Source organism: Paenibacillus amylolyticus, assembly GCF_050990605.1.
Taxonomy (GTDB): domain Bacteria; phylum Bacillota; class Bacilli; order Paenibacillales; family Paenibacillaceae; genus Paenibacillus; species Paenibacillus amylolyticus_H.
In genome coordinates, this window is record NZ_CP158832.1 from 3,676,310 (window position 1) to 3,701,224 (window position 24,915).

Annotated in this window: 25 protein-coding genes and 1 riboswitch; of the genes, 3 read left to right on the forward strand and 22 right to left on the reverse strand. The window is 44.9% G+C overall.

The window, feature by feature from the left end; all coding sequences use genetic code 11:
- Positions 1-118: 118 nt before the first annotated feature.
- Both ABTV53_RS16365 and pdhA read right to left on the reverse strand, forming a co-directional pair.
- Entirely contained in the window at positions 119-1,096 is a 978-nt protein-coding gene (locus tag ABTV53_RS16365; protein ID WP_433744246.1) for an alpha-ketoacid dehydrogenase subunit beta, read from the reverse strand.
- A 101-nt stretch (positions 1,097-1,197) separates the two neighbouring features.
- On the reverse strand, positions 1,198-2,265 hold the full coding sequence (pdhA, locus tag ABTV53_RS16370; RefSeq protein ID WP_017688072.1) for a pyruvate dehydrogenase (acetyl-transferring) E1 component subunit alpha: 1,068 nt from the start codon (positions 2,263-2,265) through the stop codon (positions 1,198-1,200).
- A 256-nt stretch (positions 2,266-2,521) separates the two neighbouring features.
- Here pdhA and ABTV53_RS16375 point away from each other — a divergent pair, with 256 nt between their 5' ends.
- Complete coding sequence (locus ABTV53_RS16375; RefSeq protein WP_433744249.1) at positions 2,522-3,256, forward strand: alpha/beta hydrolase; 735 nt, start codon at positions 2,522-2,524, stop codon at positions 3,254-3,256.
- Between the two features lie 164 nt (positions 3,257-3,420).
- Here the strand turns inward: ABTV53_RS16375 and ABTV53_RS16380 are convergent, their stop codons facing one another.
- Together ABTV53_RS16380 and ABTV53_RS16385 are read right to left on the reverse strand one after the other, a co-directional pair.
- Positions 3,421-3,891, reverse strand: a complete 471-nt coding sequence (locus ABTV53_RS16380) for a low molecular weight protein-tyrosine-phosphatase (RefSeq protein WP_433744251.1) — start codon at positions 3,889-3,891, stop codon at positions 3,421-3,423.
- A gap of 1 nt (position 3,892) precedes the next feature.
- A complete protein-coding gene (locus ABTV53_RS16385; RefSeq protein ID WP_433744254.1) occupies positions 3,893-4,594 on the reverse strand; it encodes a trimeric intracellular cation channel family protein in 702 nt (233 codons plus the stop codon).
- 182 nt (positions 4,595-4,776) lie between these two features.
- On the opposite strand from ABTV53_RS16385, the gene ABTV53_RS16390 reads away from it, so the two are divergent.
- On the forward strand, positions 4,777-5,418 hold the full coding sequence (locus ABTV53_RS16390) for a thiamine diphosphokinase (protein ID WP_433744257.1): 642 nt from the start codon (positions 4,777-4,779) through the stop codon (positions 5,416-5,418).
- Between the two features lie 295 nt (positions 5,419-5,713).
- A complete protein-coding gene (locus ABTV53_RS16395; RefSeq protein ID WP_091029367.1) occupies positions 5,714-6,214 on the forward strand; it encodes a C40 family peptidase in 501 nt (166 codons plus the stop codon).
- A gap of 110 nt (positions 6,215-6,324) precedes the next feature.
- Here the strand turns inward: ABTV53_RS16395 and ABTV53_RS16400 are convergent, their stop codons facing one another.
- The 18 genes from ABTV53_RS16400 to ABTV53_RS16485 form a co-directional block, all read right to left on the reverse strand.
- Positions 6,325-7,029, reverse strand: coding sequence for a winged helix-turn-helix domain-containing protein (locus ABTV53_RS16400; protein WP_433744260.1), 705 nt, complete (start codon positions 7,027-7,029; stop codon positions 6,325-6,327).
- A 119-nt stretch (positions 7,030-7,148) separates the two neighbouring features.
- On the reverse strand, positions 7,149-8,198 hold the full coding sequence (locus ABTV53_RS16405; RefSeq protein ID WP_433744262.1) for a ThiF family adenylyltransferase: 1,050 nt from the start codon (positions 8,196-8,198) through the stop codon (positions 7,149-7,151).
- Positions 8,195-8,962 carry a thiazole synthase gene (locus ABTV53_RS16410; protein ID WP_433754245.1) on the reverse strand — a complete coding sequence of 256 codons (768 nt, stop codon included), beginning with the start codon at positions 8,960-8,962 and terminating at the stop codon, positions 8,195-8,197. The genes ABTV53_RS16405 and ABTV53_RS16410 overlap by 4 nt, the downstream gene beginning before the upstream one ends.
- Positions 8,963-8,964: 2 nt before the next feature.
- Entirely contained in the window at positions 8,965-9,168 is a 204-nt protein-coding gene (gene thiS, locus ABTV53_RS16415) for a sulfur carrier protein ThiS (protein ID WP_339297121.1), read from the reverse strand.
- Positions 9,165-10,337, reverse strand: coding sequence for a glycine oxidase ThiO (gene thiO / locus ABTV53_RS16420; protein ID WP_433744265.1), 1,173 nt, complete (start codon positions 10,335-10,337; stop codon positions 9,165-9,167). Before thiO ends, thiS begins: the two co-directional genes overlap by 4 nt.
- Before the next feature lie 17 nt (positions 10,338-10,354).
- Positions 10,355-11,050, reverse strand: coding sequence for a thiamine phosphate synthase (locus tag ABTV53_RS16425; protein WP_433744268.1), 696 nt, complete (start codon positions 11,048-11,050; stop codon positions 10,355-10,357).
- Positions 11,051-11,249: 199 nt separating this feature from the next.
- Positions 11,250-11,359, reverse strand: a riboswitch (TPP riboswitch).
- Positions 11,360-11,434: 75 nt separating this feature from the next.
- Positions 11,435-12,985: an ABC-F family ATP-binding cassette domain-containing protein gene (locus tag ABTV53_RS16430; protein ID WP_433744271.1), complete on the reverse strand. Its 1,551-nt coding sequence runs from the start codon at positions 12,983-12,985 to the stop codon at positions 11,435-11,437.
- A gap of 137 nt (positions 12,986-13,122) precedes the next feature.
- Complete coding sequence (locus tag ABTV53_RS16435; protein WP_433744274.1) at positions 13,123-14,106, reverse strand: hypothetical protein; 984 nt, start codon at positions 14,104-14,106, stop codon at positions 13,123-13,125.
- Positions 14,093-14,644, reverse strand: a complete 552-nt coding sequence (locus ABTV53_RS16440) for a hypothetical protein (protein WP_433744276.1) — start codon at positions 14,642-14,644, stop codon at positions 14,093-14,095. Before ABTV53_RS16440 ends, ABTV53_RS16435 begins: the two co-directional genes overlap by 14 nt.
- Positions 14,641-15,039 carry a hypothetical protein gene (locus ABTV53_RS16445; RefSeq protein ID WP_433744278.1) on the reverse strand — a complete coding sequence of 133 codons (399 nt, stop codon included), beginning with the start codon at positions 15,037-15,039 and terminating at the stop codon, positions 14,641-14,643. The genes ABTV53_RS16440 and ABTV53_RS16445 overlap by 4 nt, the downstream gene beginning before the upstream one ends.
- Before the next feature lie 16 nt (positions 15,040-15,055).
- Positions 15,056-15,541 carry a hypothetical protein gene (locus tag ABTV53_RS16450; RefSeq protein WP_062834890.1) on the reverse strand — a complete coding sequence of 162 codons (486 nt, stop codon included), beginning with the start codon at positions 15,539-15,541 and terminating at the stop codon, positions 15,056-15,058.
- Between the two features lie 62 nt (positions 15,542-15,603).
- Complete coding sequence (locus ABTV53_RS16455; protein ID WP_433744281.1) at positions 15,604-17,670, reverse strand: hypothetical protein; 2,067 nt, start codon at positions 17,668-17,670, stop codon at positions 15,604-15,606.
- A complete protein-coding gene (locus ABTV53_RS16460) occupies positions 17,660-19,486 on the reverse strand; it encodes an ATPase, T2SS/T4P/T4SS family (RefSeq protein WP_433744284.1) in 1,827 nt (608 codons plus the stop codon). The genes ABTV53_RS16455 and ABTV53_RS16460 overlap by 11 nt, the downstream gene beginning before the upstream one ends.
- Before the next feature lie 7 nt (positions 19,487-19,493).
- Positions 19,494-20,324, reverse strand: a complete 831-nt coding sequence (locus ABTV53_RS16465) for a hypothetical protein (protein WP_433744287.1) — start codon at positions 20,322-20,324, stop codon at positions 19,494-19,496.
- Complete coding sequence (locus ABTV53_RS16470; RefSeq protein WP_433744290.1) at positions 20,321-21,034, reverse strand: hypothetical protein; 714 nt, start codon at positions 21,032-21,034, stop codon at positions 20,321-20,323. The genes ABTV53_RS16465 and ABTV53_RS16470 overlap by 4 nt, the downstream gene beginning before the upstream one ends.
- A gap of 76 nt (positions 21,035-21,110) precedes the next feature.
- A complete protein-coding gene (locus tag ABTV53_RS16475; RefSeq protein WP_433744293.1) occupies positions 21,111-22,133 on the reverse strand; it encodes an SAF domain-containing protein in 1,023 nt (340 codons plus the stop codon).
- 26 nt (positions 22,134-22,159) lie between these two features.
- Positions 22,160-23,638, reverse strand: a complete 1,479-nt coding sequence (locus ABTV53_RS16480) for a serine/threonine protein kinase (RefSeq protein ID WP_433744296.1) — start codon at positions 23,636-23,638, stop codon at positions 22,160-22,162.
- A gap of 227 nt (positions 23,639-23,865) precedes the next feature.
- Positions 23,866-24,915 carry an SAM-dependent methyltransferase gene (locus ABTV53_RS16485; protein WP_433744299.1) on the reverse strand — a complete coding sequence of 350 codons (1,050 nt, stop codon included), beginning with the start codon at positions 24,913-24,915 and terminating at the stop codon, positions 23,866-23,868.

The following is a 24,915-nucleotide window of genomic DNA, read 5'->3' on the forward strand; positions in this document are numbered from 1 at the left end:
CAACTGTTACTGCTAATGCAAATAACTGTTACTCAAGGGGCTAATGGCTGTTTACAGTGCAGCCTGCGCTGCGGTGTGAATCACCATACTGCGCCTTGCGGCATGTCAGATGATTAAATTAGAAATTTACGACTTTATTAACCGCAGCAACGATACGTGCCGGGTTAGGCAGCCATGTGTCTTCGATTTGTGCAAAAGGATATACAGTATCCGGACCAGCTACACGCAGAACCGGTGCTTCCAAGTGCAGGATTGCTTTTTCATTGATTTGGGCAATGACTTCAGCTGCAACACCTGCGCTCTTTTGAGCTTCCTGAACAACAATTGCACGGTTTGTTTTCTTAACAGAAGCAACGATGGTATCGATGTCGATCGGACTAACCGTACGAAGGTCGATAACTTCAACTTTGATTCCTTGTTTTTCGAGTTCCTCTGCTGCTTTCACAGAAGTATGAACCATCATACCGTAAGTAATGATTGTTACATCGGAACCTTCACGAACAACGTTCGCTTTGCCCAGTTCAACAACGTAATCTTCTTCAGGCACTTCTGCACGGAAAGCATGGTACAGGTTCAAGTGCTCCATGAAGAATACAGGATCGTTATCGCGAATAGAAGCGATCATCAGTCCTTTTGCATCGTAAGGGTTAGAAGGAACAACGACTTTGATACCTGGTGTTTGCGTGAGCAGACCTTCCAGGGAATCTGTATGCAATTCTGCCGCTTTTACACCGCCACCGAATGGTGTACGGAATACGATTGGAGAATTGTATTTTCCACCGGAGCGGAAACGCATACGAGCAGCTTGCACTACCATTTGGTCAAGGGCTTCGAAGATAAAACCAACGAATTGGATCTCAGCAACCGGACGGAAGCCTTGTACACCCAGACCTACAGCCAGACCACCAATAGCGGATTCAGCCAGTGGTGTATCAAATACACGCTCTTCGCCAAACTCTTTTTGCAGACCTTCCGTTACACGGAAAACGCCGCCTACATTACCTACGTCTTCACCGAAAAGCAGAACGTTAGGATCACGTTTCAACTCCACGCGAAGCGCATCACGGATTGCTTCTTTCATGTTCATTTGTGCCATTTGCTTCATTTCCTCCTTAAACATTGACAGTTCACATTTGAATTCGTACATGTATACCGGGACACTAAAGTCTCGGATGTTTATGCTTTATCGGAAAAAACTTATTGGAAATCAGCTTTTTGCTCTTCCAAGTGCTTAGGCGTTTGTTCGAACATGCTGTCGATCAAGCCTGAAATCGTCATTTTCTCGGTTTTTTCCGCTTTTTTGATCTCTTCATTTACTTTAGCTTTTGCTTCTTCTTTCACACGTGCTGTATCTTCTTCAGTCCAAAGACCTTTTTTCTCCAGATATTTAGCAAAACGTGCGATAGGATCTTTAGCAGACCATTCTGCCTCTTCTTCTTTTGTACGATACTTGGAAGCATCATCCGAAAGGGAGTGAGGACGGAAACGGTATGTTACTGCTTCGATCAATGTTGCGCCTTCTCCGTTACGTCCACGCTCAGCAGCTTCCTGAACAGCTTTGATAACAGCGAAGATGTCCATACCGTCAACTTTAACACCTTTGATACCTGCTGCTACCGCTTTGTGAGCGATGGACAGAGCTGCTGTTTGTTTAGCAAAAGGAGTTGTGATGGCATAACCATTGTTTTGTACGAAGAAGATAACAGGCAGTTTGTATACACCAGCGTAGTTCAGACCTTCATAGAAGTCACCTTCAGAAGAACCGCCATCACCTGTGTACGTGATAACAACTTGTTTTTGTTTCTTCAGTTTGTAACCCATAGCAATACCCATTGCATGCAGAATTTGTGCACCAATGATGATTTGTGGCATCAATACATTAACGCCATCTGGAATTTGTCCACCATGTTGGTGTCCACGGGAGTACAAGAATGCTTGATAAAGAGGAAGTCCATGCCATACGAGTTGCGGAATGTCACGATAGCCAGGACATACAAAGTCTTCTTTTTCAATTGCAAATTCACTACCAACCATTGTAGCTTCTTGACCAGATACTGGAGCATAGAAACCAAGACGACCTTGACGGCCCAGGTTTACTGCACGGTCATCCCAAGTACGGGTAAATACCATGCGGTACATAATTTCTTTTAATTGATCATCGGAAAGTGTAGGCATCATGTCTTTGTTAACAATTTCGCCGTCAGGAGACAGCACGGACAGAGCTTCTACATCCTCTGTATACACTTCATAAGGAACCTTGCTCATTTTTTTCTTCACCTCAACAAAAAATTTGAATATCAAGTTCCGCTGTTATAATATTATTATACACCTGTTTCACTCCATACGTCAAAGAAATCCGTAATTTTTTTATGTTTCCTGCCGGATTGTATGTATAACAGGGGATTAATATTGGTATAACAGCATAATACATGATTGCGTGTTTGACCTAACCCCGCACAAGGGTAATCTTACCGTATTGCGCGGTCGAATGCAAAAAATTAACCGAGAAAGGTGACGTTTTATGACAGATTCCCGCTATTTGAAACGCACGATTGTGAAGAAAGAGATTGAAAGTCGCTATCTTGGAGAGAAGCGAACGCTCCGTATTTACCTTCCTCCGGGCTATAACGAATTGCTTAGCTACCCTGTCGTATATTGTCAGGATGGCGAAGAATTTTTTAATTTCGGACGAATTGCCACAACAGCTAACCAAATTATTTTGGACGAAGGAGCCGAACCTTTCATTATTGTAGGGGTTCAGGTCGATGTGCCTGTGAGAACGCAGGAATATGCCCCATTTGGAGATCGGTTCAAGGCATATACCGCTTGCTTCGCTGAAGAGATTATTCCCTATATAGAAGAGAAATATCCTGTGCGTCGTTCTCCGCAGGAACGCATTCTTGCTGGAGACTCACTCGGTGGCAGTGTTTCGCTTCATCTTGCTCTGTTATATCCGAATCTGTTCACACGTGTGATCAGCATGTCTGGCGCCTTCTACTCTGCTTCACAGGAAATCTATGCCGCAGCTGAAGATCTGTCTTGGCTCTCGATCTGGATGATCGTTGGTTTGCAGGAGACTGATTTCGAGGCAGACACGGGTACGTATGATTTTGTTCAATTAAACCGGGATACTCGAGAATTGCTGGAAAAACGTGGTGCCCTCGTCTCCTACCAGGAGAAAGACGGAAAACACCAATGGGGTTTTTGGCAGAAGGAATTGCCCGAAGCATTACTTTATTTTCTCCAAGAAAGATAAAAGGACCACATTAACAGGCGGCTGAAATGCCGCTATTGTTTTTCATCTCAATGATACCGCTTACAATTGCAACCTGAAAAAGAAGCAGGATATCCTGCTTGCTTGAGTACCTACTCCTGCTTCTTTGTCCGATTACAAGTTACATATCAGATCATATTTATTTACTAGGCTAAGGAATGTTCCTCTTCAATCTTTCTCAGCAGAACATCGCAGCCTGCGTTAACCAGCTTGTACACCTCTTCAAAATTGCCCGTGTAATATGGGTCAGGTACTTCTCTGAGTTTTTCCTCGGGAAGCATGTCCATGAACTTGATGATGTCTGCCTCAGCTCCGCCTGGAACGTTGCGCACATTATCTGCATTCGAATTGTCCATACACACAATGTAATGAAATTGAGTAAAGTCTTCGCTGGCGAATTGTCTCGCTGCCATGTTGGCGTAAGAAATCTGGTACGAATCCAGCAATTTTCGAGTCCCTTCATGCGGAGGTTTACCAACATGCCAGTCCCCAGTACCCGCAGAGTCCACACGAATCTGGTGTTCAAGCCCCTTCTCCAGGACTTTGTGACGCAGAACGGCTTCTGCCATTGGTGATCTGCATATATTGCCCAGACATACAAACAAAACGTTAATCATATTAATCCCCCTTGCTTAGCGTACCTTGAAGTACCGACGATGTTGGCTGTGTCACAATGCTCTCCGGTTGAGGACTAACGTTCCCCGTCTCAGATGGTACCAGCGAACGACGTGGCAGTTTCCATTTATAATGTACAGAACACATCCGGAAGAAGACAACGGCCGCGAAACAAAGCAATAATTCGGCATTCGTTGTTAACCAGCCCATACCTATAACAAAACCGGCTGTCATTGCCCATACAGCATAAATTTCGTCACGCAATACAAGCGGTTTACGTCCAGCAAGCACATCTCGAATAACGCCTCCACCAATACCGGTCATTACTGCTGCAACGATAACTGCGCTAATGGGATGTCCTATGTTCGCCGCGTACAGCGCCCCTTGAATTGCAAATGCTGCGAGTCCGATTGCATCAAACAACGCCTCTGTTCGCTTCCAGTGACTAATCCACTTGAGAGGCAATATAAACGCAATCGCTACAGATACTAAGGCTAACATAATAAGTGATCCCTGACTCCACAGTGTCGTTACAGGTATACCTATAAGTACATTCCGGATAATCCCGCCTCCGAATGCCGTGACAAGTCCAAGTACCAATACACCCAAAATGTCATACTCCTCTTCCATTGCCACAAAGGCACCGGACATCGCAAATGCTATAGTGCCTATAATACTGAATACTTCAAAAATGTGTAAGTCCAACCTGTTCAAACCTCACTTTTCAAGTCATCTCCATGTCGCTCTACCCATTGTATCCGCGAGCACCGAAATTGTGCAACCACATTTTGTGGATTATACTGGTTTGGTGAATATATTTGTACAGGTTCCAACATTATATTTGAACAATGACCTATTTTTCTCTGAATTAGGAAGGATGAAATAAAATGACGGTGAAACGGATAGTTATTTTTACAGGCGGAAACTTATCTGTAGAATTACTTCAGGAAATACGAGAAGATGATATGATCATCGCGGCCGATCGCGGTGCGTTATTTTTAATTGAACACGACATTCAGCCTCACATTGCAGTTGGAGACTTCGACTCCATTACCGAAGATGAACGTATCATCGTAAGCAACAATAGTATTCGGTTCATTACATGTGATCCTGTTCATAAGGATCTTACTGATACAGAAATGGCTTTTGAGACAGCGCTAGATTACGAACCATCTCACATCTTAATGTTAGGTGCTACAGGTACACGTATGGATCACACACTCGCCAATGTACATATCATGGTTCGCGCGATGCAGCATCATATCTCCTGTGCCATTCAGGACAAGCACAATTACATGACACTAACCACATCCAAAGCTGTAGTTGAGCACCGCGACTATAAATATGTTTCTCTGCTCCCCTTGACTCATGAAGTTACAGGAATAACTCTAGATGGTTTTATGTATCCGCTAGATCAAGCCACCATTCGCATGGGACAATCCTTGGGTGTAAGCAACCAGCTCTTGGGCTCCTCCGGTACAGTCACTATCGATAGCGGCTTATTACTCATTATTCAGAGCAAAGATTGAATCTATTCGTATGTTCATAGTTATTTATTACGTTTTTGTAACTAGTGATTTCGATAAGAAAATAGGTTCACACATCATAAAGACCCTTGAATATCAAGGGTCTTTTCTATTTCATTTTGGTTTATCATCCGTCAATGATTAATTTTTTGACATTTTTAATCATATTTTAATAAACATACCCAAACCACTGTGGCGCAAGGGATTACACTTCCCTATCCAATTTCTAGGCTGTTACAAAGCTGTTATACTCGCTCTAGCAACTTAACGAAAACGAATTTTGGAGGTACTAACTAACATGAAAACAAACATCTTTGTCCAAAAGGCCGTAACCGTCGGGTTGTGCGCTACACTAGGTTTTGGAGCTGTATTAATGACTAACGCCCCTGTTGCACAGGCAGCAACTGCTTCTGTATCCACAGGTCAACAGATTGTTAACTATGGTAAACAATTTACTGGAACTCCATATAAATTTGGTGCTTCAACATCAACAACCAAAGTTTTTGACTGCTCTTCTTTTATGAAATATATTTTCAAAAAGTATGGTGTAGATTTGCCGCGCACTTCCGTGAAACAATCCAAAGAAGGTAAAGCTGTGTCTAAAGCTAATCTGCGAGTCGGAGATCTGGTATTCTTCTCCAGTGGTAGCCGTTCTACCGGTTCCAATGTCACTCACGTAGGCGTTTATGCCGGAAATGGTAAGATTCTGCATACGTACGGATCTCCAGGCGTAACCCTATCTGATCTTGACTCTGGTACTTGGAAGAGAACGTATGTTAAAGCTCGTCGTGTACTGTAGATTCACATCATAGCTAATCAGTAAGGACCGGAGGTTATTATCCGGTCTTTTATTTTTACCCTCTTTTTGCCACACTCTAAACTGGTGATTCATGGAACTAACTTCGTAATCTAATTTTTATCATGCAGCATATAACCGATCCCACGCACCGTATGAATCAGTTTCACACTTCTTCCCTTATCCACCTTAACCCTCAGATGTTTGATATAAACATCAACAACGTTGGTATCCATGGCATACTCATATCCCCATACTTCCCGCAAAATATCACTTCGGGTACATGCTTCATTCACATGTAGGGCCAGGAATTCCAGCAATTCATACTCTTTTGGCGTTAATGTCAGGTATTCACCCGCACGATTCACCCGTCTTGAACGCAAATTCACTTTAAGATCATGAACTGCAATTACTTCCTCACCCTCTGGTGTTGCATTCGCAAAAACACGCAATAAATTCCGTATTCTGGCAAGCATCACGGTCATGTGGATAGGTTCCTCCATCACGTCATTAGCTCCGTAATCCAGCCATTCCACGATGAACTGAGGAGATACATTTGAAGTAATAACCAGTAGAGGTATAACTTTACCTTTATCAATCCATCGTTTTAACTCTAATTTCTGATCCTGGCCACAATTCTTCTTCCCCTCTTCCCGGTCTACCAGGATGATCAGGTTAATATGCAGCAACGAAGGCTCGACGGATTGGTTTAGTTCGGACCACTCCATTCGTTGCACCTCATACCCTTCGCTACATAAAACATCCTGAATAAGGCTGACCTGCTCTCCTGCTCCAATCAGCAAAATGGCTGTTTTCACTCTTTTTCACCCGGCCTGTCTCTATCCCCACTGCTCGCAGCAATGGTTGGTACAGATAGCATGCCGTAAAATGAAAAAGTCCATTCCCTCAAGGGAACAGACTCTGCTTCTTTCTTGCTTTAACCAAAATAGCGATGAACGAGTGTACGCGCTTCAGCTGTGTCTTTTGTTCCGTGTACGAGGACACGTCCATCTTGGAAAATAACCATTCTATGGACTCCTGTTGTAAAAGAAACCAGAAACGGATTGGATTCCACTCTTCCTTCTTGGAGCCTGTTCAGGCGATCTGCTGTATGTTGAAGATCCAGATTCATTCGCCGTGCAGGTCGGATCTGAACGGTGTCCCTGCCACACAACACATCGGTTTTCTCCAGATTGGACACAGAAAGATATGGATACGTTGCCGAAGCACCGCAGGAAGGACAGTCTTGCTTTTTCGCACCATCCACATTGATGGATATGTATTCGTTCCTCCACACGTCAAATGACAATAACTTACGTCTCAATGCATGTGCATTGCCGCTAAGTAACTTCATCGCTTCTGCTGTCTGATTCGCCGTCACCATCTGTACCGCTTGAGGTATGATGCCAGACGTATCACAGGTATCTCCACCCAGAGGGACTTCACCAAGCAAACAATTTAAACATGGCGTATCTCCGGGCATAAACGTATAGGTGATGCCGTAACTACCCACGCATCCACCATAAATCCAAGGAATACAGTGCTTCTGTGCCATATCATTAATGAGTAGTCGGGTATCAAAATTATCCGTTGCATCCATGATCAAGTCTGTATGCTGAACGAGTTCTTCCAACTCATCTACTCTGACGTCCAACACTTTCCCTTCCACATGAACCGTGGAATTAATGGCAGATAAACGTTTTTCCGCTGCCATCGCCTTCGGCATCCGCTCTATCGCGTCCTGCTCTACATATAATTGCTGTCGCTGCAGGTTGCTCCACTCCACATAATCACGATCCACAATCGTTATGTGTCCAACTCCTGAACGTACTAACGTTTCTGCAATTCCTGTTCCGAGTGCACCAGCGCCTACAATTAAAACCCTGCTGCCCTTTAATCTGGCCTGGCCTTCCTTGCCAAGTGGCGCGTAACGTTCCTGTCTGGAATAACGATCGGCCTGTTCTGAGGATGTTAATTGATCTGTCATGTATGAACCATTCCTTCCACCGGACTACTGGCTGCTGCATAACGCTTTACGGGAATCATGCCTGCCTCATATGCCAATCTACCTGCCTCTACCCCCAATCGCATCGCTTTAGCCATGCTCACTGGATCCCCTGATCCGGATACCGCTGTATTTAACAATACGCCATCAGCACCAAGTTCCATCGCATAAGCAGCATCTTTTGGGGAGCGCAATCCTGCATCCACAATTACAGGCACAACGGCCTGCTCAATGATAATCTCAAGGTTATAGGGATTGATGATGCCTCTGCCAGCTCCGATGGGAGAAGCGCCAGGCATTACAGCATGTACGCCAAGCAATTGTAGCCTTTTGGCCAGAATGACATCATCCGAAATATAAGGCAATACCGTAAAGCCCTTTTCAAGCAAAGTTTCGCAAGCCTTGTACGTTTCAATCGGATCTGGGAGTAACGTCATTCCATCTCCGATGACTTCGACTTTTATCATATCACAAAGTCCTGAAGCCCGCGCAAGCTCGGCAATCCGCACCGCTTCTTCCGCAGTGGAAGCCCCTGCCGTATTCGGAAGAAGCGTGTATTTGTCCAGATCCAACGTATCCAGGAAATGCTTCTGATTACGTTCCTCCAGATTCAGACGACGAACAGCAAAGGTTAAAACTTCCGTTTCAGATGCTTCCACAGCCTGATTTTGCACTTCCAGATCCGAAAACTTGCCTGTTCCGAGCAACAATCTGGACTCAAACGCATATTTACCAATGTTCAACATCATCAACCGCCTCCTACAAAATGTACAATCTCAATTCGATCGCCTTCTCTTAATGCCGTTGACTCATGGTGCTCACGCGTTAAGATATGCCTGTTCAGCTCAACAACGACAGTCTTGACTTGCAGGTCAAAAGATTGGAGCAATTTATCCACACGATTCAATCTGTCTTCGATCTCCATCCGTTGACCATTAACGATGATATTCACTGCACCACTCCCTTTCTATTCAATCTCTCAGGGCTCAGTGCCTCAATTCCGAGTTCTTCTGAGCTTTTGCCAGCGAGCAACTCAGCGATAAGCCTGCCTGTTATGGCACTAAGCAAGATACCATTGCGGTAATGCCCAAAGGCGGCGAACAACCCGGGTATACTCTTGCATGTACCTATATAAGGCAGTCCATCTGGAGTTGCCGGTCTTACGCCTGCCCACGCTCGTATAAATTGCGCTTCTTTCATCCCAGGCACCCAGTGAGTAGCCGCTGTTAGCAGCTTCCGAACAGCCTGTACAGAAACGTTCAAATCCGTTCTGCCTGGCAGACTGGTTGCCCCGAGCCAAACTTCGCCATTGGCTTTGGGAACAATATAGATATCCTCTGCATACACCGTTCTGTCAGGTCTGTACCCTGCATGTTCATCTGAGAACCGAACGGCAGCTATTTCTCCTTTTACCGACCACACAGGCAAGCTCAGATTCACATATCTCATCAATTCTTCACTCTGTAGTCCAGCCGCTATAATGACATGTTTGCATTTCAATTCGCCGATCGATGTGGTGATCCCCTGCACGCCGTGTTCGTTTGCTTGCACACGTATATCCTGTATGTCCTCCATAACCCGTGCTCCCAATGCTTGAGCGGATTCGACGTATGCCTTCGTTAGATGGACTGGAAGAATCTCACTCTCATAAGGTCTGTAGTAGGCTCCATACGTATCTCTGTTAAGCCATGATGCCTCCTGTTGCACAACGGAACGATCCCACCACACCTCATCAGCAGAAGCAGACAACGCAGACTTCCGATTGTCCTTATAACTACTTAATTCACTGTATGAACGAAAAGGAGTTAGGAATCCCTGGCGTTGCAGGCCAGTCTCTACCTCACTGAGTGTAGCCATTAGCACCTGTTGCTCGATAAGTAACTGTCTACTCTGCTTGGCGAGCTTAGCCATCAAAGGATGAGCAAAATCCTCACTATCTGCCGCCAGCATTCCAGCCGCCGCGCAAGAAGTGCCTCCCGCAATCGCCGAACGCTCCAGCAACAGCACATCCTGTCCACGGGAAGCCAGCTCATACGCAATGGCACAACCAACAACGCCTCCACCTACAATAATCGTTTCTGCATAAATCTTATCCGGTTTATCAGTAATGATCTTTTTCATCCTCTCATCTCCTTGATTCAGCGGCTCAGACTTTCTGTAGCAACGATAGCCTGGCTTAATAATGCAGCCGCCCGATCCGGGGAATCGCTCGCCCATACATTTGAGATCACAGCAACTCCCTGTGCGCCTGCAGAGCGAATCGCGTGAATGTTTCCCGGTTCGATGCCCCCAATCGCCATGACAGGAATGGAGACACCAGAGCACACTTCAGCCAGAGCATATAATCCTCTTGGTTCAAGATCAGGCTTACTGTTGGTTGAGTAGACATGCCCGAAGAAAAGGTAATCGGCTCCCCGTTCTTCAGCGATTTTTGCCTCATCGATGGAATGAACAGATACACCCAGACGAAGGAGTTGCACATTGCTTATAACAGCAGGGTTATAGTTTCGTATCGCATCTTGCCCCCAATGTACACCGCCATAGATGTCATTCTGTGAAGGCAACTCTGAACCATTGATGACGATCCGGCAAGATGGAACGCCAATGCTGCGCAGACTTTCAGCCCAACCGATCTTGTCTTGCCAGGTGAGTTGTTTTTCTCGTATGTGAATATAGTCCACCCATGGCCAAACGTCCTTTGCAGCTTTTACAAAAGATGCTTGATCCCCTGCACCCGTAGATACAACATGCAATTCAAATAATTCGTGAACATGTTCATGAGAAAATGCCGTATCATCCCTCTCCTTCCAGGTGTGAATTCTATAAAAATACAAAAAAGCCACTCCCGTAGGGGAGTGGCTGCGTATTAATGCTAGGATCAGATGACTGACTGATGCATACAGTTCAATTCGTTCGTGTTAATAAAGCTATAAAACTTATAGCCATACCATTAAACGCGGAACTGCATGTTTCAATTCGCTAAGCAGACGATTGAAAGGACTCTCGAGTTGCCGTTTGCTCATGTCATTCACTGAAACGCGCTTGCCACTTCCCTACGCTGGTATGATCCAGATCAGGTGCAAAGGGTCCGGAATCGCATTCTTCCATCTCAGCCGCATCGTGCGGCCCCCCTAGTGTTCATATGAAGTTGTAGTTTATGTTACCATAGACGGATTTTTTTGTCACCGTCATTTCTGTTAAACATTGTCGTAAATCATCTAGTTTTTCTCAGACCACTCTTCGACATTCCATGTTTTGGTAACCCAACCCTCGTAGAAATCAGGTTCATGAGATACCAGTAACACCGTTCCCTTGAATTCTTTCAAAGCACGCTGCAACTCCGCTTTGGCTGTGACATCGAGATGGTTTGTCGGCTCATCGAATAAAATCCAGTTGCTTTCACGCATCAAGAGTTTGCATAAACGAACCTTGGCTTGCTCTCCACCACTCAGCATATTAAGCGGACGGGTAATGTGCTCATTTTTCAACCCGCAGCGAGCGAGATGACCCCGAACCTCATTCTGGGTCAAATGTGAAAACTCATTCCAGACATCCTCAATCGGCGTGATATTTCCAGCACGGACTTCCTGCTCAAAATAGGCCGTTTCGAGGTAATCTCCCAAAAAGGTCTTTCCACTGAGTGGAGATATTTTGCCCAGAATGGTTTTCAGCAGTGTCGATTTACCCACACCATTACAACCAACGATGGCAATTTTTTCACCACGTTCAATCGTCATCGTCATCTTAGGCAGCAAAGGATACGTGTATCCAATTTCAAAATCAATACCCTCAAAGACCGTTTTGCTGCTCGCGCGGGCATCCTTGAATTTGAACGTTGGTTTAGCCGCTTCATCTGGACGATCAATACGTTCAATTCTGTCCAGCTGCTTCTCCCGGCTCTTCGCTCGACCTGAAGTTGAAGCACGTGCCTTATTACGCTGAATGAAATCTTCCTGCTTCTTGATGTACTCTTGCTGTTTCTCGTACGCATCAATATGCTGAGCTTTATTCATATCAGCCATCTCCAGGAACTTATTATAGTTCGCTGCATATCGCGTTAATTTGGCAAATTCCAAATGATAAATGACATTTACCACTTCATTCATGAATTCCGTGTCATGGGAGATTAATAGAAACGCGTGCGGGTAGTCCTTCAGGTAACGTGACAGCCATTCAATGTGCTCTACATCCAGATAGTTGGTCGGCTCATCCAGTAGTAGAGCTGTAGGTTTCTCGAGCAGAAGCTTGGCAAGAAGCACCTTGGTACGTTGTCCACCACTTAGAGCTGCGACATCTCGATCAAGACCAATTGCGGACAAACCAAGACCATTGGCCATCTCTTCGACTTTGACGTCAATCAGATAAAAATCGCCCTGCTCCAGTTGTTCCTGAATATTCCCCATTTCTTCCAGCAACTGCTCCAGCTTATCTGGATCCGCATTTGCCATCTGGTCTGTAATATTCATCATTTCTTTTTCCAATTCAAGCAACGGAAGGAAAGCATCCTTAAGTACATCACGAATCGTTTTGCCTGGTGTAAGCTTCGTGTGCTGATCCAGATATCCATAACGGACCTTAGGTGTCCATTCCACTTTCCCACTATCTTTAAGCAATTTACCGGTAAGGATGTTCATCAATGTGGATTTACCCACACCATTGGCACCAACAAGTCCTACGCGCTCTCCGGCAAGTAAACGAAACGATACATTTTTAAATAACGTGCGATCTCCAAAATTGTGACTCACGTTCTCTACTGACAATAAACTCATAAGATGAGGTTGCTCCTATCTATTAGACATTACTTTTATTATTGTTCCGAAACCCTATTCTAGCACAGGTCCCGTCTTTTCTGAAAGTAATGTAAACAGTTCAGGAACCTCTTCCATGATTTTGTATACACGCTGCCCTAACGATTAGAGTAGTTATATTCGAAATAGCCTTGTGCAGCTGCTTGTCTTGCGTCTGTGAATACCTCTTCGGCACGGTAACCATTACCACATGTGGAGGGGTAATAGTACTTGATACCTGTTAAAGGATCTACCCCACCTACGATGGCCGTTTTCTTCACGAGTCTGCCTCCACCAATCGCATAATTGTTGATCTTCTGGTCACCCACACCTATACCTTGGATAAAGGCCATAATCCCAGTATCGTTAATGGAGTTATACCAATCTTCCTGTGCAATCAGGGGCATCGTAAATGTATAGGAAATACCATTCTTTCTGGCAAACTCATTATGACGGTTAATCACATCAGCCAGATCATCCTGCACACTAGTCAAAATCCGACTTCGTCTAACTTGCTCAAATACGTCGGCATTTTGAAGTAAAGGAATCTGTGTGGTTGAAGCCAGTTCTTTTTGAAACCCCTCAATCCATTTCCCTGCGCTTGCGTCATACCCATATACGTAGTCGTCCAGTGTAAAGTTAATACTGTTACCATTTGAATCTGAATATGTATAAGGTTTTTTGGGGCTCCATACTTGCCTGAAAGAATCTTCAAGGTGACCCGTCATCTCTGTTTCTGTGGAAAACATATAATAGCCATCGTAATCCAGAATAACCACGGCAGGAATGTAATTAAACATGTTTCGAATAGCTGCGGGATCATCCTGAATGCCCATATTCAAAGCCATTGTCTGAGTAAATGTCAACAGGGCAAGCTCCTTGTCCGCTTTAACAAACTTAGTTGAATCATAACCTGCTTCATCATTTTGTTTCTCATTCTGATGCATCACTGCGCCCGCATCCATAACTGCGGTTTGAAGTGCAGATCTGTATCGATGTCCAAGATAGTGAGCCTCCTCGGCATCTTGAGTATGGAGTGAGATGATCCAGAAGAGCGGAAAGAAGATCAGTACAAATACAATGGATAGCTCAGTAATCTTCATTGAGAACCATACCTCCGTATGTGACAAATACCGCTGAGGCCTGAGTCGTACCACTAAGCCATTCACGAATGAGCATGGAAGGTGTACGGTTTGTATTTTGGAGAGTGACGGTAAAATAATCCCCTGTCGTCAACGTATATCTTCGGCCGGGATTATCAGCCGGTATCACATCTGAGGATGGGAATAATCTTTCTCGAATCTGAGCTGAGTAATATCCATCCTGTACAACCTCGTAAGTCCCGGTAAAACTGTTATTGTCCATCGGGTCCGCATAATGCGGTACATATTTCTTATGTAAATGTTCCATCGACAACTCATACACATTGCCCGTCTGGGCCAGTTGCTCCTCAAACTCAGCCAACATTCGAGGTGAAATATATCCTTTCGTTCGAACAGCATCAACAAAACGTGTTACATTCTGAACAGCCGTCATACGTGCGATATCATCCTGCCGATCGGCTGTTTCCGCAGCCGGATACACATATAGCAGAAGGACTGCGAGCAATACGGCGAGCAACTTGGATGCGGCATTAATCAATTCACACTGGCCTCCTTCCAAAAAACAATCTTGAGCAGTTCTCCAGTTTCATTTCGTATAAACTCAGGCATGTAGATGGCATCAAGCTGAACAGGAATCGTCGCAGTTTTGCTGATAAGTGGATCGATCACATAGGAAGTCCCATCTACCTCCACAGGGATTCCTGTACCTGTCATCTGTCTCACGGTATGCAACACTTCCGCACCACTATATTGATACGGCTTGGTGGTATGCAATGTTGTTGTCAGTCGACCTTCCATCCCTGCTATTGTCTGTAATCTGTCGGTCAAAGCAGCTGATAGGATCTTAATATTCTGTTGCCCGTACAGGCAGGCTGTCACAAACAGGACAACCGCCGTACAAAACAACATAAGATGCTGAGTATTCTGGGACATGTTGAACCAACTCCTGTCAGGATTGCTGGAAGATCAGCCCTCTTACCACGTTGGAACGGTCTTTTACGATAATCGCTTTGAATTTACCACTTGGATTGACATATTGATTGTCTTTTTCGCTCATGGTCTGGTTAATAATCCCCACTTTATCGTCAGGTGCAATAACCGAGCCATAATCTGCATTATTGAGATCCTGTGAAATGTTTAATTGATTGCCGTACCATTGACCTGCTTTATTTTTACCTGTAATAACTTGAATACCGAACTGATCCTTGTCAGCATATTTACGCAGTGCATTCGTAACCTGCGATCCACTGATGGTTGTTCCGTCATACACCGTAAATGCGGCCTGGGACAACTCGGTTTGGATATCAGCAAAATTGTTCTGGGCCGTCTTGGTTGCCTCCTGAGCCGAAATAAATAACAGAACTACAATTGTGATCAGAGCGATTGTCAAAAATATCCCTGCTGCCACCTTTAAAGCGCTTGATGCATTGTTCATGATAAATCCTCCCAAGTTATAAGTTATTAATATATTTCAGACTTTCACACGAATGAATGGTGCTACAGTTTCTGAATTTGTTCATAATAAATGTTCATCTGCAAGAAGCTCATACCGACCAATGGAATGACCAGATACAAAAAGATAAGTGCATACATGGGTGTAAATCCAATGGTTCTTCCCCATGATGCTTTTACATCTATCATTTTGCTGTACTCTTGCTTGCGTTGTTCAAAATAAAATGCCATCATGCTCTCGAGATCATCGAAGGCTTCACGTATTGAAATTTTGCCAAGAGCAAGCTGCAATTTATCAACCAGTCGCTGGAACTCGGGTAAGCCCGCCTCTTCCTTTAACTGTTCAAGTGCATGCTCTGGCCCATGTTCAAAATGCAACAAACATTTTTGCAGCGGACGCTTGAAAATGACGGCAAATCGATTAAGCCATTCCAATATCTCTTCGACTGACATCCGGTCCATCTCACGCAGAATGGATATCACAGTCTGAAATTGATAGATTTCATGCCGCATATCCAACTTTCGCATTTTCCGCTGAAATAACATGAGCCATATGGGCATGTAATACCCCGCTACACCCATGACAATCGCTACAATCATTTCCCACCAGTGTACATATTGCTTGTTATACACCTCAAGTTTTTGCATAATGCGTGCGATCGTCTCAGCCTGGGTATCATGATCCAGCTGTACGGGAGATAGCTGCTGTAACGCACCGGAGATGTCTTCGTATGTAGCTGCTCGGTTCATTTCTACACTTTCCAGCACGGATTGATCCAATGCTGTTTTTTCCTCGGCCTTCCTGAGGTCCGCTTCAGCCATTGCGCCAAACATTCGGTCATCCCGGATCGGATCATGCAAGATGTGATTACGTTCAACCTGATGCAACAGCAAGATGCAACCTATTGTAAGGACCAAACAACTTGCGAATAACATCACTCGACGAATCGCAAGCCATTCATATTTCAACTCTGAGCTGCTCTCCCTCATCAGCCGTATCGTTTGACTGTACTGTGTACTGCCAGGTTTCGCTGCAAACAACATCGCCATTTTCCTTATAAACGTTTGTTTGTACAGAAACTGATCCAACCATGAACGCTTATATCCTGACCGGTAACGGGTCTCATCGTATTGCTGGAGCCTTTGCAGCAACAAATAGGCAAGGATGATGATTACATAGATCGATATTTTGGTAACAAAACCGATTCTGCTACGGTAAAATTCATCCATCGTTGGAAAACTGACTCTAGCCCAGCGTTCGATTGGAGCGGTGAACAATACAGGGGCGAGCGCAATGATATTAAGTCCTTTGAGTAAATAATCCAATTTATCACGCCGTAATATCTCCAAATGAATCTCCTGAGTCAGGTTACCCAGTCCATTAAGATAAATAGAACCTTGAGCTCTGTCCTTATCCCCGAACTCCATGACCATGTAGGAAACGCCTGCGAATCCTTTTAGAAAACGATTGGGAGCCACTTCATAATAACGCTCAAGTGCTTCATTCGGATCCGGAGAAGTTAGAGCTTCATAGATTAGCCTGACCTGTTCTGCTGCTTCTCCTGTACCTGATTCAGCGGCTTCATAGAGCGCTTCCTCAACCATGCCATGCTGATGATATCGATGCCTTACATCGGCAAAGAGATCCAGCATCTGCACCAGCAACCTTTTTTCCATTCGACTGAGGCACATATCAAGCACCAGGCTGTTTAGGACCACGGCACAGAGCACGGACAACATTACAAAGGCTATGCCTGGCTGCAGAAGAAACAGAATGACACTTATGCCTCCATAGCCTCCCAGAATAATCAGAACCACTGTCATCGTCAGCCTGCGAAGTGAAGGCTCATCCCTCACATGTCGAAATGAAATACGCTTCTGCACCTGTAGAATATACGCCGATAGCAGTGGAATTTTCATTCCAAGACGGTAGGATTGCAACAAGATTGTTCCCAGTCCGTTGAATCCCTTCCCGCTAGGAGAAAGAATAACGCTGGATGGACTTGTTGAAACACCTCCTCTGCGACGCAATACATTTAAAACCAGAAGGGTGATCAGCAACCCTCCTGCACAAATACTTAATACGAGAAGCAGAATCCATTTAATTGTCATGCAGATCACCCCAGTGTTGCTTCATAAACTGTTCAAATTTCTCGGCATCCTGTAATGTCATCTGTTCTTGCATATCCAACATGCATCCCGATGAGATTGGAGCTGTTGCAACATACTCTCCATCTCTGTACTCCACAATATTACGAAATGTAAAACCTGCCCTCTCTTCCACGTTATCACCTTGATTCGCACGAGGAAGACATTCCGTAATACGTTCGATATATCTTCGTCCCTCAGCATCTTTCTTCATATGAACATCGAAATTGATGACACTCACAACCTGCTCCTCAGCAATATGCTCATGCTGGAACATACCTGTCTTGAGCAAGGAATTACGGAGAGAGAAAACCAGATCACGGAACGTTTTGGCATGGTGGGTAAACAGGGTAAACAAACTGGCGACCTGAGACATTTGAATCATCCATGCGGCCACTTCATCACTCGCAACCTCACCAAGAATATTGACGGTACCATCCGTTTTTTTCTGCAAATCAAGTCCTTGTTGACCTGAAATGTGTTCAGTCTCTCGGAAACTCAAGATATTACGTCGGCTATAGATTCGTCTTAATTGAAGTTCAAACGCCATCTCCTGCACCCGAAGGGTGTACGATGCATAGATATGTTTGACCATAGCCATAAGCAACGTTGTTTTACCAGAACCCTGTGCCCCGGTTACAGCTGTAATGCGGCTTCCTTTCATCAGGTATTGAAGTAATGTAATTGGCAGATCTGCGTTGTTACCCGTAATTAATTGTTCAAGTGAAGCATTCGGAATATCGAACTTCCGGACGAAGAATGCCCATGATTCTGCAAAAGGAGGACGGACAACCACGACTCGGGAGCCGTCTTTCATCTCGTTCACCTTATATCCACTTGCTTCCGACAACTGTCCCGGATAATTGTATTTGTATATATTTTGGCATACCCTTTTCAGTTCTTGGATGCTGCCAAATGACAGAAAGGCTAGATGAATGGACTTACCTTTATAAAAAATCCAGACACTTTCCATACCGCTAAGCGGTTCTTCATGTGTATCTTCCTCCAGTCCTTGATCCAGCAAATCATTCCATGATGCCGGTTTTTGAAGTCCCATATTATGAACAGCATCAAGCATACCGCTGACACCACCACTAACGCCATCAATACGTTGGTCCCTTATCTCATCAACAACCGAGAACCCTTTGTAATGCTGGTAGATACGCTGTACGATGATATCAATCTTTTCTCTGAATCCAAGCTCCCGATATTCGCACTCGAAAACATAGTGAATGTCTTCCTCGGATATATAATAACTCCCTCCGTCTTCCGTACCTTCCTCCATTCTCAGCCTTCCCAGATCGTAGGTATCAATCAATCGGGAAAGTGCATCCACACCGAATTGCTGTCGGTACAGATAAAACACAATTTCGAATCGGTCCTGGATCGTTAACAAATCTGGTTCCGCAAACAAAATAACTTCATCTACATTGGATTTGTTCAGACCTATGCTTCGGGTCAGCAGATCCCCTATCAGGTTTTTGACATACGTTTTGTCGCTGATACTGCCTGAGACACAGCCCTTCAGCGCTTTTCTCATCTCGGCACGTTGATTGATTCTTCGACGGTATTCTTCTTCGTGCAGACCTGCATCCGCGAGTTGACTATGGCTGAGCTCATGAAGTGAGTTCTTCACCTTCTCAATCAGCGTGTCAATCGTGAATGATTCCTGTTCAGGAATACGAGCATTCTTTTCACGAAGAAACGTTCTATACTTGAACCAGACATACGTCAAGCACAGAATCAGAATTAAACTTATCCATATGGTATTCCAGAGCATCGGAGGTTCAGGCTCCCCTTTCCAGCCTCTTCAGAACTGTGCGCATACCCGCACCGTCCATAATCAGGCGAGCGAGTTCGCTCATGCTTGCAGCAAAGCGCCCTTTACGAATATCCTTTTCCTCAGTCAAACTTTCCAACTGCAAGTACCTGGCGACATCTCGCCGATTCATTGCATCCAGGTATCCGGTTGTGTATGGGATCGCAGAGATCGTGCCTTTGTATCTGAACTGGCGCCGAATATTGGAAAGCGTTGCCCGGGAATGGGAATCGTATTTGTTGATTACAACATGTATATTCTGTTTGTTCATTCGTTCTGGCAGGATCTCTTCAAAGAACAACTCCAGATTTCGCATATTTTGATCGAGATTAATGACAACATAATCCGCGTGTTGCAGCTTGAGCTGTGAATCCCCATTGGCATCATCCGCATCAAGAAGAACCAGATCATAATACTCATTGGCTACATTTAGCAGTTTTTTCAAAGTCTCATCATGTTCCTGCCGGGAACGTTCCATCTCATCGATTCTTCCGGTTAGAAAATCAAGTCTTTCCTTCAGAAGTGGCTTCGTATAATCCCTGAGATTGTGCTTATTCAGACTTCCGCTTGAATGCAGCCGTTCAATCGCATCCCAGCCACCCTCTTCAAAGGAGAACATAAAATCCGCTGAATCTGAATCTTTGGATGGTAGAGCAGCTTCTGTGCCAGTTCCGGCAAGGCCTGCATTAACAAGTAACACCCTTGTTCTGTAGTGAAGTGCCATCGCATAAGCACTAATTAATGTGCTTGAAGTGCAACCCGTTCCTGCAAAAGGGCTCCAAAAGGTAATGGTGCTCATGCTCTCATCCTTTCTGCTTCTTTCATCGCACGACGACTGCGAACACTTTCCCATCCTGTTAACTGCTCTACCACGCGACACAACGATTTTTTGTAATTGCGCGACAAAGGTCCCAGATGAACTCGGCGATGATGCTCATTCTCAAGTTTAACCGCTGCTGTTAATTCATCCCATGGAAGCACCAGGGATTCTCCTGTCCATTCAAACGGACTGCCCTCCAGATATGCCCACAGATAACGAGCTTCAAGCTTGCAGTCAACCCCGTTAATGAAGAGCCGCTGAAATGACAGTTCTCCAGGCAATGACTGTTCTTCAAGCAACCGCTTCAACCAGCCCTTGCCACGCTCCAGATTGTAACGCTCATAATCACTCACCCAGACTCTTACATCAGCGGTTAACCAGAGATTACGTGAAGCAAAATGCGAGGTCTCCATGTCATATAACACATAGTCATAACTGTCCAATCGCTCTCCATTGACTTCAAGGTGATTCTCTACAGCTGCTGAAGTGACAAAATGACAAGCCATATCAAATCCTTCAAATTCCGTAATTCGCAAAGACTGCTGACTGTCACCTACACCGTACCCATACTTCTGCTGTAAGGTTCCATCTACAAGCAACACCTTGTTCCCTGTTGAAGCCAATATCTTGCAAAGATATAACATCAGATCATTCTTCTCACATAAACCCGCAAAGATCCATCTATACATAGATGTCACAACTCCTTTCTTCATCTAAAACCCCTTGTTATCTGAACTTATTTCAAGTACACACTCGTATTACTCTCTATTCTCCGCCCGTTAACAGACTCTGCTGTTCATCTGATTGTGAAGCTTGCGCAGAATGATCTGCGCTTCCAGCATTAGCTCCTGCTCCGTTTCCTGATCCATCATTCCACATCACTCCATCTGATGTTGCCGGATTATTCGCTGATGGACGACTGTTATAGGTAACTGAGGATTGTGCTACATCCTGTTCCACTCCTTTTGACGGTGCTGTCATGGAAGCAGCCAGTGAACTTTCAAGCGAACTTCGCACCTGTCTGGATAACTCCTGTTCTGCTCGTCGAACAATATTTGGATCACTCTCCAGCAGTTTTAACACTTCTGAATTGGCAGGATACGTTGCGATTGCAGGTGTCTGAAACTGTGGTTCTACATAGGTTAAAGCATAGATTGAAGCTTTATGTAAATAGGCATCTACAATTGCACTTGAGAGTGACAAAATTTCTTCCTCCGTCATCGTAATCCATAAGGTAGCTGCATTGAGTCGTTCCACTTTTTTCTTCGATAAGAGAACATAGTCTTGTCCGGTAGGGAATTGGATACGAACATCAATAATATCTCCCATAACGAGAGAGGACGGCAGTAATACAACTTGCAGCTCTCGATTTCTTAAATCAGGCGGAGCCGGTGCATCCTCATACACCATCTCGGTGGTAATAGCTGTTCCTTTTTTCAACTCTATTTTGGCCACTTGGCCCTCCATCTGCTTGGTACTGGACCAAAGATTTCGTGGTGCTTGTGCATCGGGAACAGCAATGAGCTTCAGATCCTCCGGTAATATCGGTTCACCTGCTTCAATATCCCGAATGGTTACCCATCCTTGTGCTCCAGAATCCCATTGTTGCTTTAATTCAGCTTCCTTTTCCTCATATGCCGATAAATAGCGGACTTCTAAGGCTGACCTGACATCACCCATCGTTTTGACATTATAAATAACATATCCTCCGAACACCAACCCTACAGCTCCTGCTCCGATAAGCCCGGCATAGATCAGTTGACGGCTTTGTTTTCTTAATTTAGACAAAAGAGGCTCTCCTTTCGTAATCTCGTCTAATCATGTACTTTCCTTCGTGAAAAGAACGAACGTTTCTTGGGTTGCTGTGCCATCATATGCGTTAAAATATGAGAAAACACCTTATCCATCTGTGCATCCTTGTCAAAAGGATCAATATGTAGCGGCAGACCATACACACTTGATGTATCCAGCGATTTACGAATGCGCTGAACAGCTTCAGTGGCTGCGAGGGGCAGACAATATATCCATTTCTCTTGTGGATACCGATGATGTGATCGAACGAAAGCGCCTATCTCCGCCTGCCTCCATTCAGCACCTGAGCCTATAACAATCGGCAGATCTGCACGCAGGAATTCTTCCAGCCGGTTCTGGTCCTGACCACTACCGAGATCCATCACGATGAATTGATAACTCCCCCCAAGCAAAGACAAAATATCCGCTCGCCCGGATTGTTTCCAATAATGCACACCATCCACTGCAAACTGTCTGCCTGTTGGCACAGGTTTACCCGCTTGAGCGATTTGTTGAATTCTTGCAAAGGATTGAGAGCGAGGTGACATTTCAATCACAGCTACTTTAAAGTTTTGCCTTTCGAGATAATGACTGATAGCTATAGCGGTGTGGGTAACCCCCACACCAGATGAAGCACCAGTCAAGGCAATAACTCTTGTTCCACCATTCAAGGTCATGGTTGCATCTCCACCATGCGATATTCCACCGGGTATTCGGAGCAGTTCCTTCCGCACCTCATCGGCAGATTGAAATCGTTCCTCGGCATTATACCTTAACAGTCTTCTTGCAACAGGGATATACGTCCGTGGAACATCACTCCGGATTGAGCTTTCCACACCCTGAATCCATTCCGTATACGCCCCGCTAGTCATAAGATACAGCAGCAAAGCTCCGAGTCCGTATAAATCTGAACGGGCATCGGTCTGACCTGAGCCATATTGTTCTGGAGCGGCGAAACCAGCTGTTCCCAACTTGACGGTATCTTCGGCACTATGCGGTTTGTAACTTCTGGCGATGCCAAAATCGATTAATCTTACTTCATGTTCCGGGGTGATCATGATATTGGATGGTTTCAGATCCCTATAGATGACAGGTGGATTCAGATTATGCAGATAACTCAACACATCCAGCAATTGAAGCACCAGCTCCGTTAACTGCTCCATTGGGATCTTCCCGCGGCACTGCTTGAAATACTCACTGAGCGTTAACCCTTCAATGTATTCCATCACCAAGTACGTGTACCCATCTTCATCCGGGACAAAAAAATCAATGATTTGCGGTAATCTTGGATGGCGAAGTGATGTCAGGAGAGCAGCCTCTGTCTCCATGCTGCCTTCATATGGCATAGCGGTCACACTTTCTTTAATTGCCCATATCTTGCCCGGCAGCTTCAAATCCTCCGCCTCGTATACATGGCTCATTCCGCCTGTTCCCAGAATGGATACGATACGATATCTACCTCCCAGCAGGCTTCCAAGTTCCAGCCTGGCCGGATATCTCATATCAATTCCTCCTTCAATACACAACAAAAAAGGGAAAGCTTCACCGAAGAAGAACAGACCGGATATCCGGTTTCGTTCGCTTCGGGATGCTTTCCCTCAGATTTGTTATGGTTAATATTGGTATCATTATAGTACAGGCAGGAATAGATTGTAAAGCACAAAAATTTAATTAGCTAATCGAATCAATTTCATAATACCTTTAGCTGCTTTAATCAAGGCTAGCTCTCTTAATATTTGACCATATAGAGTGTAATCTCTTCCCGGTTATGGAACAACTGCTTGGAACGTTGAATCTGCATCCGCGAACGCTCAAACGTATCGATAACATCCTTAATGAGCGCGAGCGGCTTTTTATGCAACAGTTTCACGGTAACGATGGCTGTCCCCCCGGGCTGAAGGCTATACAGAAGATCCGATACAAGTCTGCTCATCAGCTTGGGACTCCAACTCATATCACATACGAGCAGATCGAATTCTCCTTCGCGGAAACGAACATCCCCTGCATTTTTTTTCAAAAATGTCAGTTTTGGCGATGCCAGCAGCGTCGCATCCATCTTCGCCGGATCTACAGCCGTTACTTCAAGCCCGCGTTCAAGCAGGAACGAGGTCCATCCCCCTGGTGCTGCACCGATATCAAGTGCTTTATGAAAGGAAGTAAAATCAATGCCAAACGTTTGCTCTGCTTCAAGCAATTTGAACTTGGCACGCGAGATCTGTCCATCTTCTTTTTGAAAACGTACGGCTCCGCCGCTCCAGTCTGACAGGTTCTGTTCAGGTCTGGATATACCAGCATACAACATATCATTCGCAGCAAATACAGAAATGACATATTCAGCATCACGTACAACCCATTCACAGCCCAGCTCATCCAGCTTTTCTGTCAGCAATTGCTTCAATGAGACTGCATTTTCTTGCCAAAATGACCCTTCTGTCTTCCGTACCTGTAATACAACAGAAGCACCAGTCAGTTCCTTATGATTCAATACAAATGCAATCAATTTCTCAATAGACTGCTCCGAATCTTCTGTATTTTCCTGAAACTGAACAGGCTGGATATGACGTAAAAACGTTGGATAATCTTCCAACAATTTACCTGCCACTTCTTCCTCCGCTACCGGCAGACCGGCGAGCAAAATTTCTCCTGGTACGAGTACCGTGCTCTTGACCGCACCAAATGTACGGCGCAATTCTTCCTGTGCATAAGGTGCAAAGCCATGATTGGCTGTGCAGATAAAACGGGAGAAGTTGCCTTCTTCCCAAGGCGATTGTGTACTCAA

What these genes read in the sequence shown, in the direction of transcription:
- ABTV53_RS16375 (WP_433744249.1), top strand. Translation starts at nt 2,522, where the DNA reads ATGACAGATTCCCGCTATTTGAAACGCACGATTGTGAAGAAAGAGATT.
- ABTV53_RS16480 (WP_433744296.1), bottom strand. Translation starts at nt 23,638, where the DNA reads ATGAGATATCCGGCCAGGCTGGAACTTGGAAGCCTGCTGGGAGGTAGA.
- ABTV53_RS16455 (WP_433744281.1), bottom strand. Translation starts at nt 17,670, where the DNA reads ATGACAATTAAATGGATTCTGCTTCTCGTATTAAGTATTTGTGCAGGA.
- ABTV53_RS16460 (WP_433744284.1), bottom strand. Translation starts at nt 19,486, where the DNA reads ATGCTCTGGAATACCATATGGATAAGTTTAATTCTGATTCTGTGCTTG.
- ABTV53_RS16450 (WP_062834890.1), bottom strand. Translation starts at nt 15,541, where the DNA reads ATGAACAATGCATCAAGCGCTTTAAAGGTGGCAGCAGGGATATTTTTG.
- thiO (WP_433744265.1), bottom strand. Translation starts at nt 10,337, where the DNA reads ATGAAAAAGATCATTACTGATAAACCGGATAAGATTTATGCAGAAACG.
- ABTV53_RS16395 (WP_091029367.1), top strand. Translation starts at nt 5,714, where the DNA reads ATGAAAACAAACATCTTTGTCCAAAAGGCCGTAACCGTCGGGTTGTGC.
- ABTV53_RS16410 (WP_433754245.1), bottom strand. Translation starts at nt 8,962, where the DNA reads ATGTTGAACATTGGTAAATATGCGTTTGAGTCCAGATTGTTGCTCGGA.
- ABTV53_RS16435 (WP_433744274.1), bottom strand. Translation starts at nt 14,106, where the DNA reads ATGAAGATTACTGAGCTATCCATTGTATTTGTACTGATCTTCTTTCCG.
- ABTV53_RS16470 (WP_433744290.1), bottom strand. Translation starts at nt 21,034, where the DNA reads ATGTATAGATGGATCTTTGCGGGTTTATGTGAGAAGAATGATCTGATG.
- ABTV53_RS16445 (WP_433744278.1), bottom strand. Translation starts at nt 15,039, where the DNA reads ATGTCCCAGAATACTCAGCATCTTATGTTGTTTTGTACGGCGGTTGTC.
- pdhA (WP_017688072.1), bottom strand. Translation starts at nt 2,265, where the DNA reads ATGAGCAAGGTTCCTTATGAAGTGTATACAGAGGATGTAGAAGCTCTG.
- ABTV53_RS16465 (WP_433744287.1), bottom strand. Translation starts at nt 20,324, where the DNA reads ATGAGCACCATTACCTTTTGGAGCCCTTTTGCAGGAACGGGTTGCACT.
- ABTV53_RS16365 (WP_433744246.1), bottom strand. Translation starts at nt 1,096, where the DNA reads ATGGCACAAATGAACATGAAAGAAGCAATCCGTGATGCGCTTCGCGTG.
- ABTV53_RS16405 (WP_433744262.1), bottom strand. Translation starts at nt 8,198, where the DNA reads ATGACAGATCAATTAACATCCTCAGAACAGGCCGATCGTTATTCCAGA.
- ABTV53_RS16430 (WP_433744271.1), bottom strand. Translation starts at nt 12,985, where the DNA reads ATGAGTTTATTGTCAGTAGAGAACGTGAGTCACAATTTTGGAGATCGC.
- ABTV53_RS16380 (WP_433744251.1), bottom strand. Translation starts at nt 3,891, where the DNA reads ATGATTAACGTTTTGTTTGTATGTCTGGGCAATATATGCAGATCACCA.
- ABTV53_RS16390 (WP_433744257.1), top strand. Translation starts at nt 4,777, where the DNA reads ATGACGGTGAAACGGATAGTTATTTTTACAGGCGGAAACTTATCTGTA.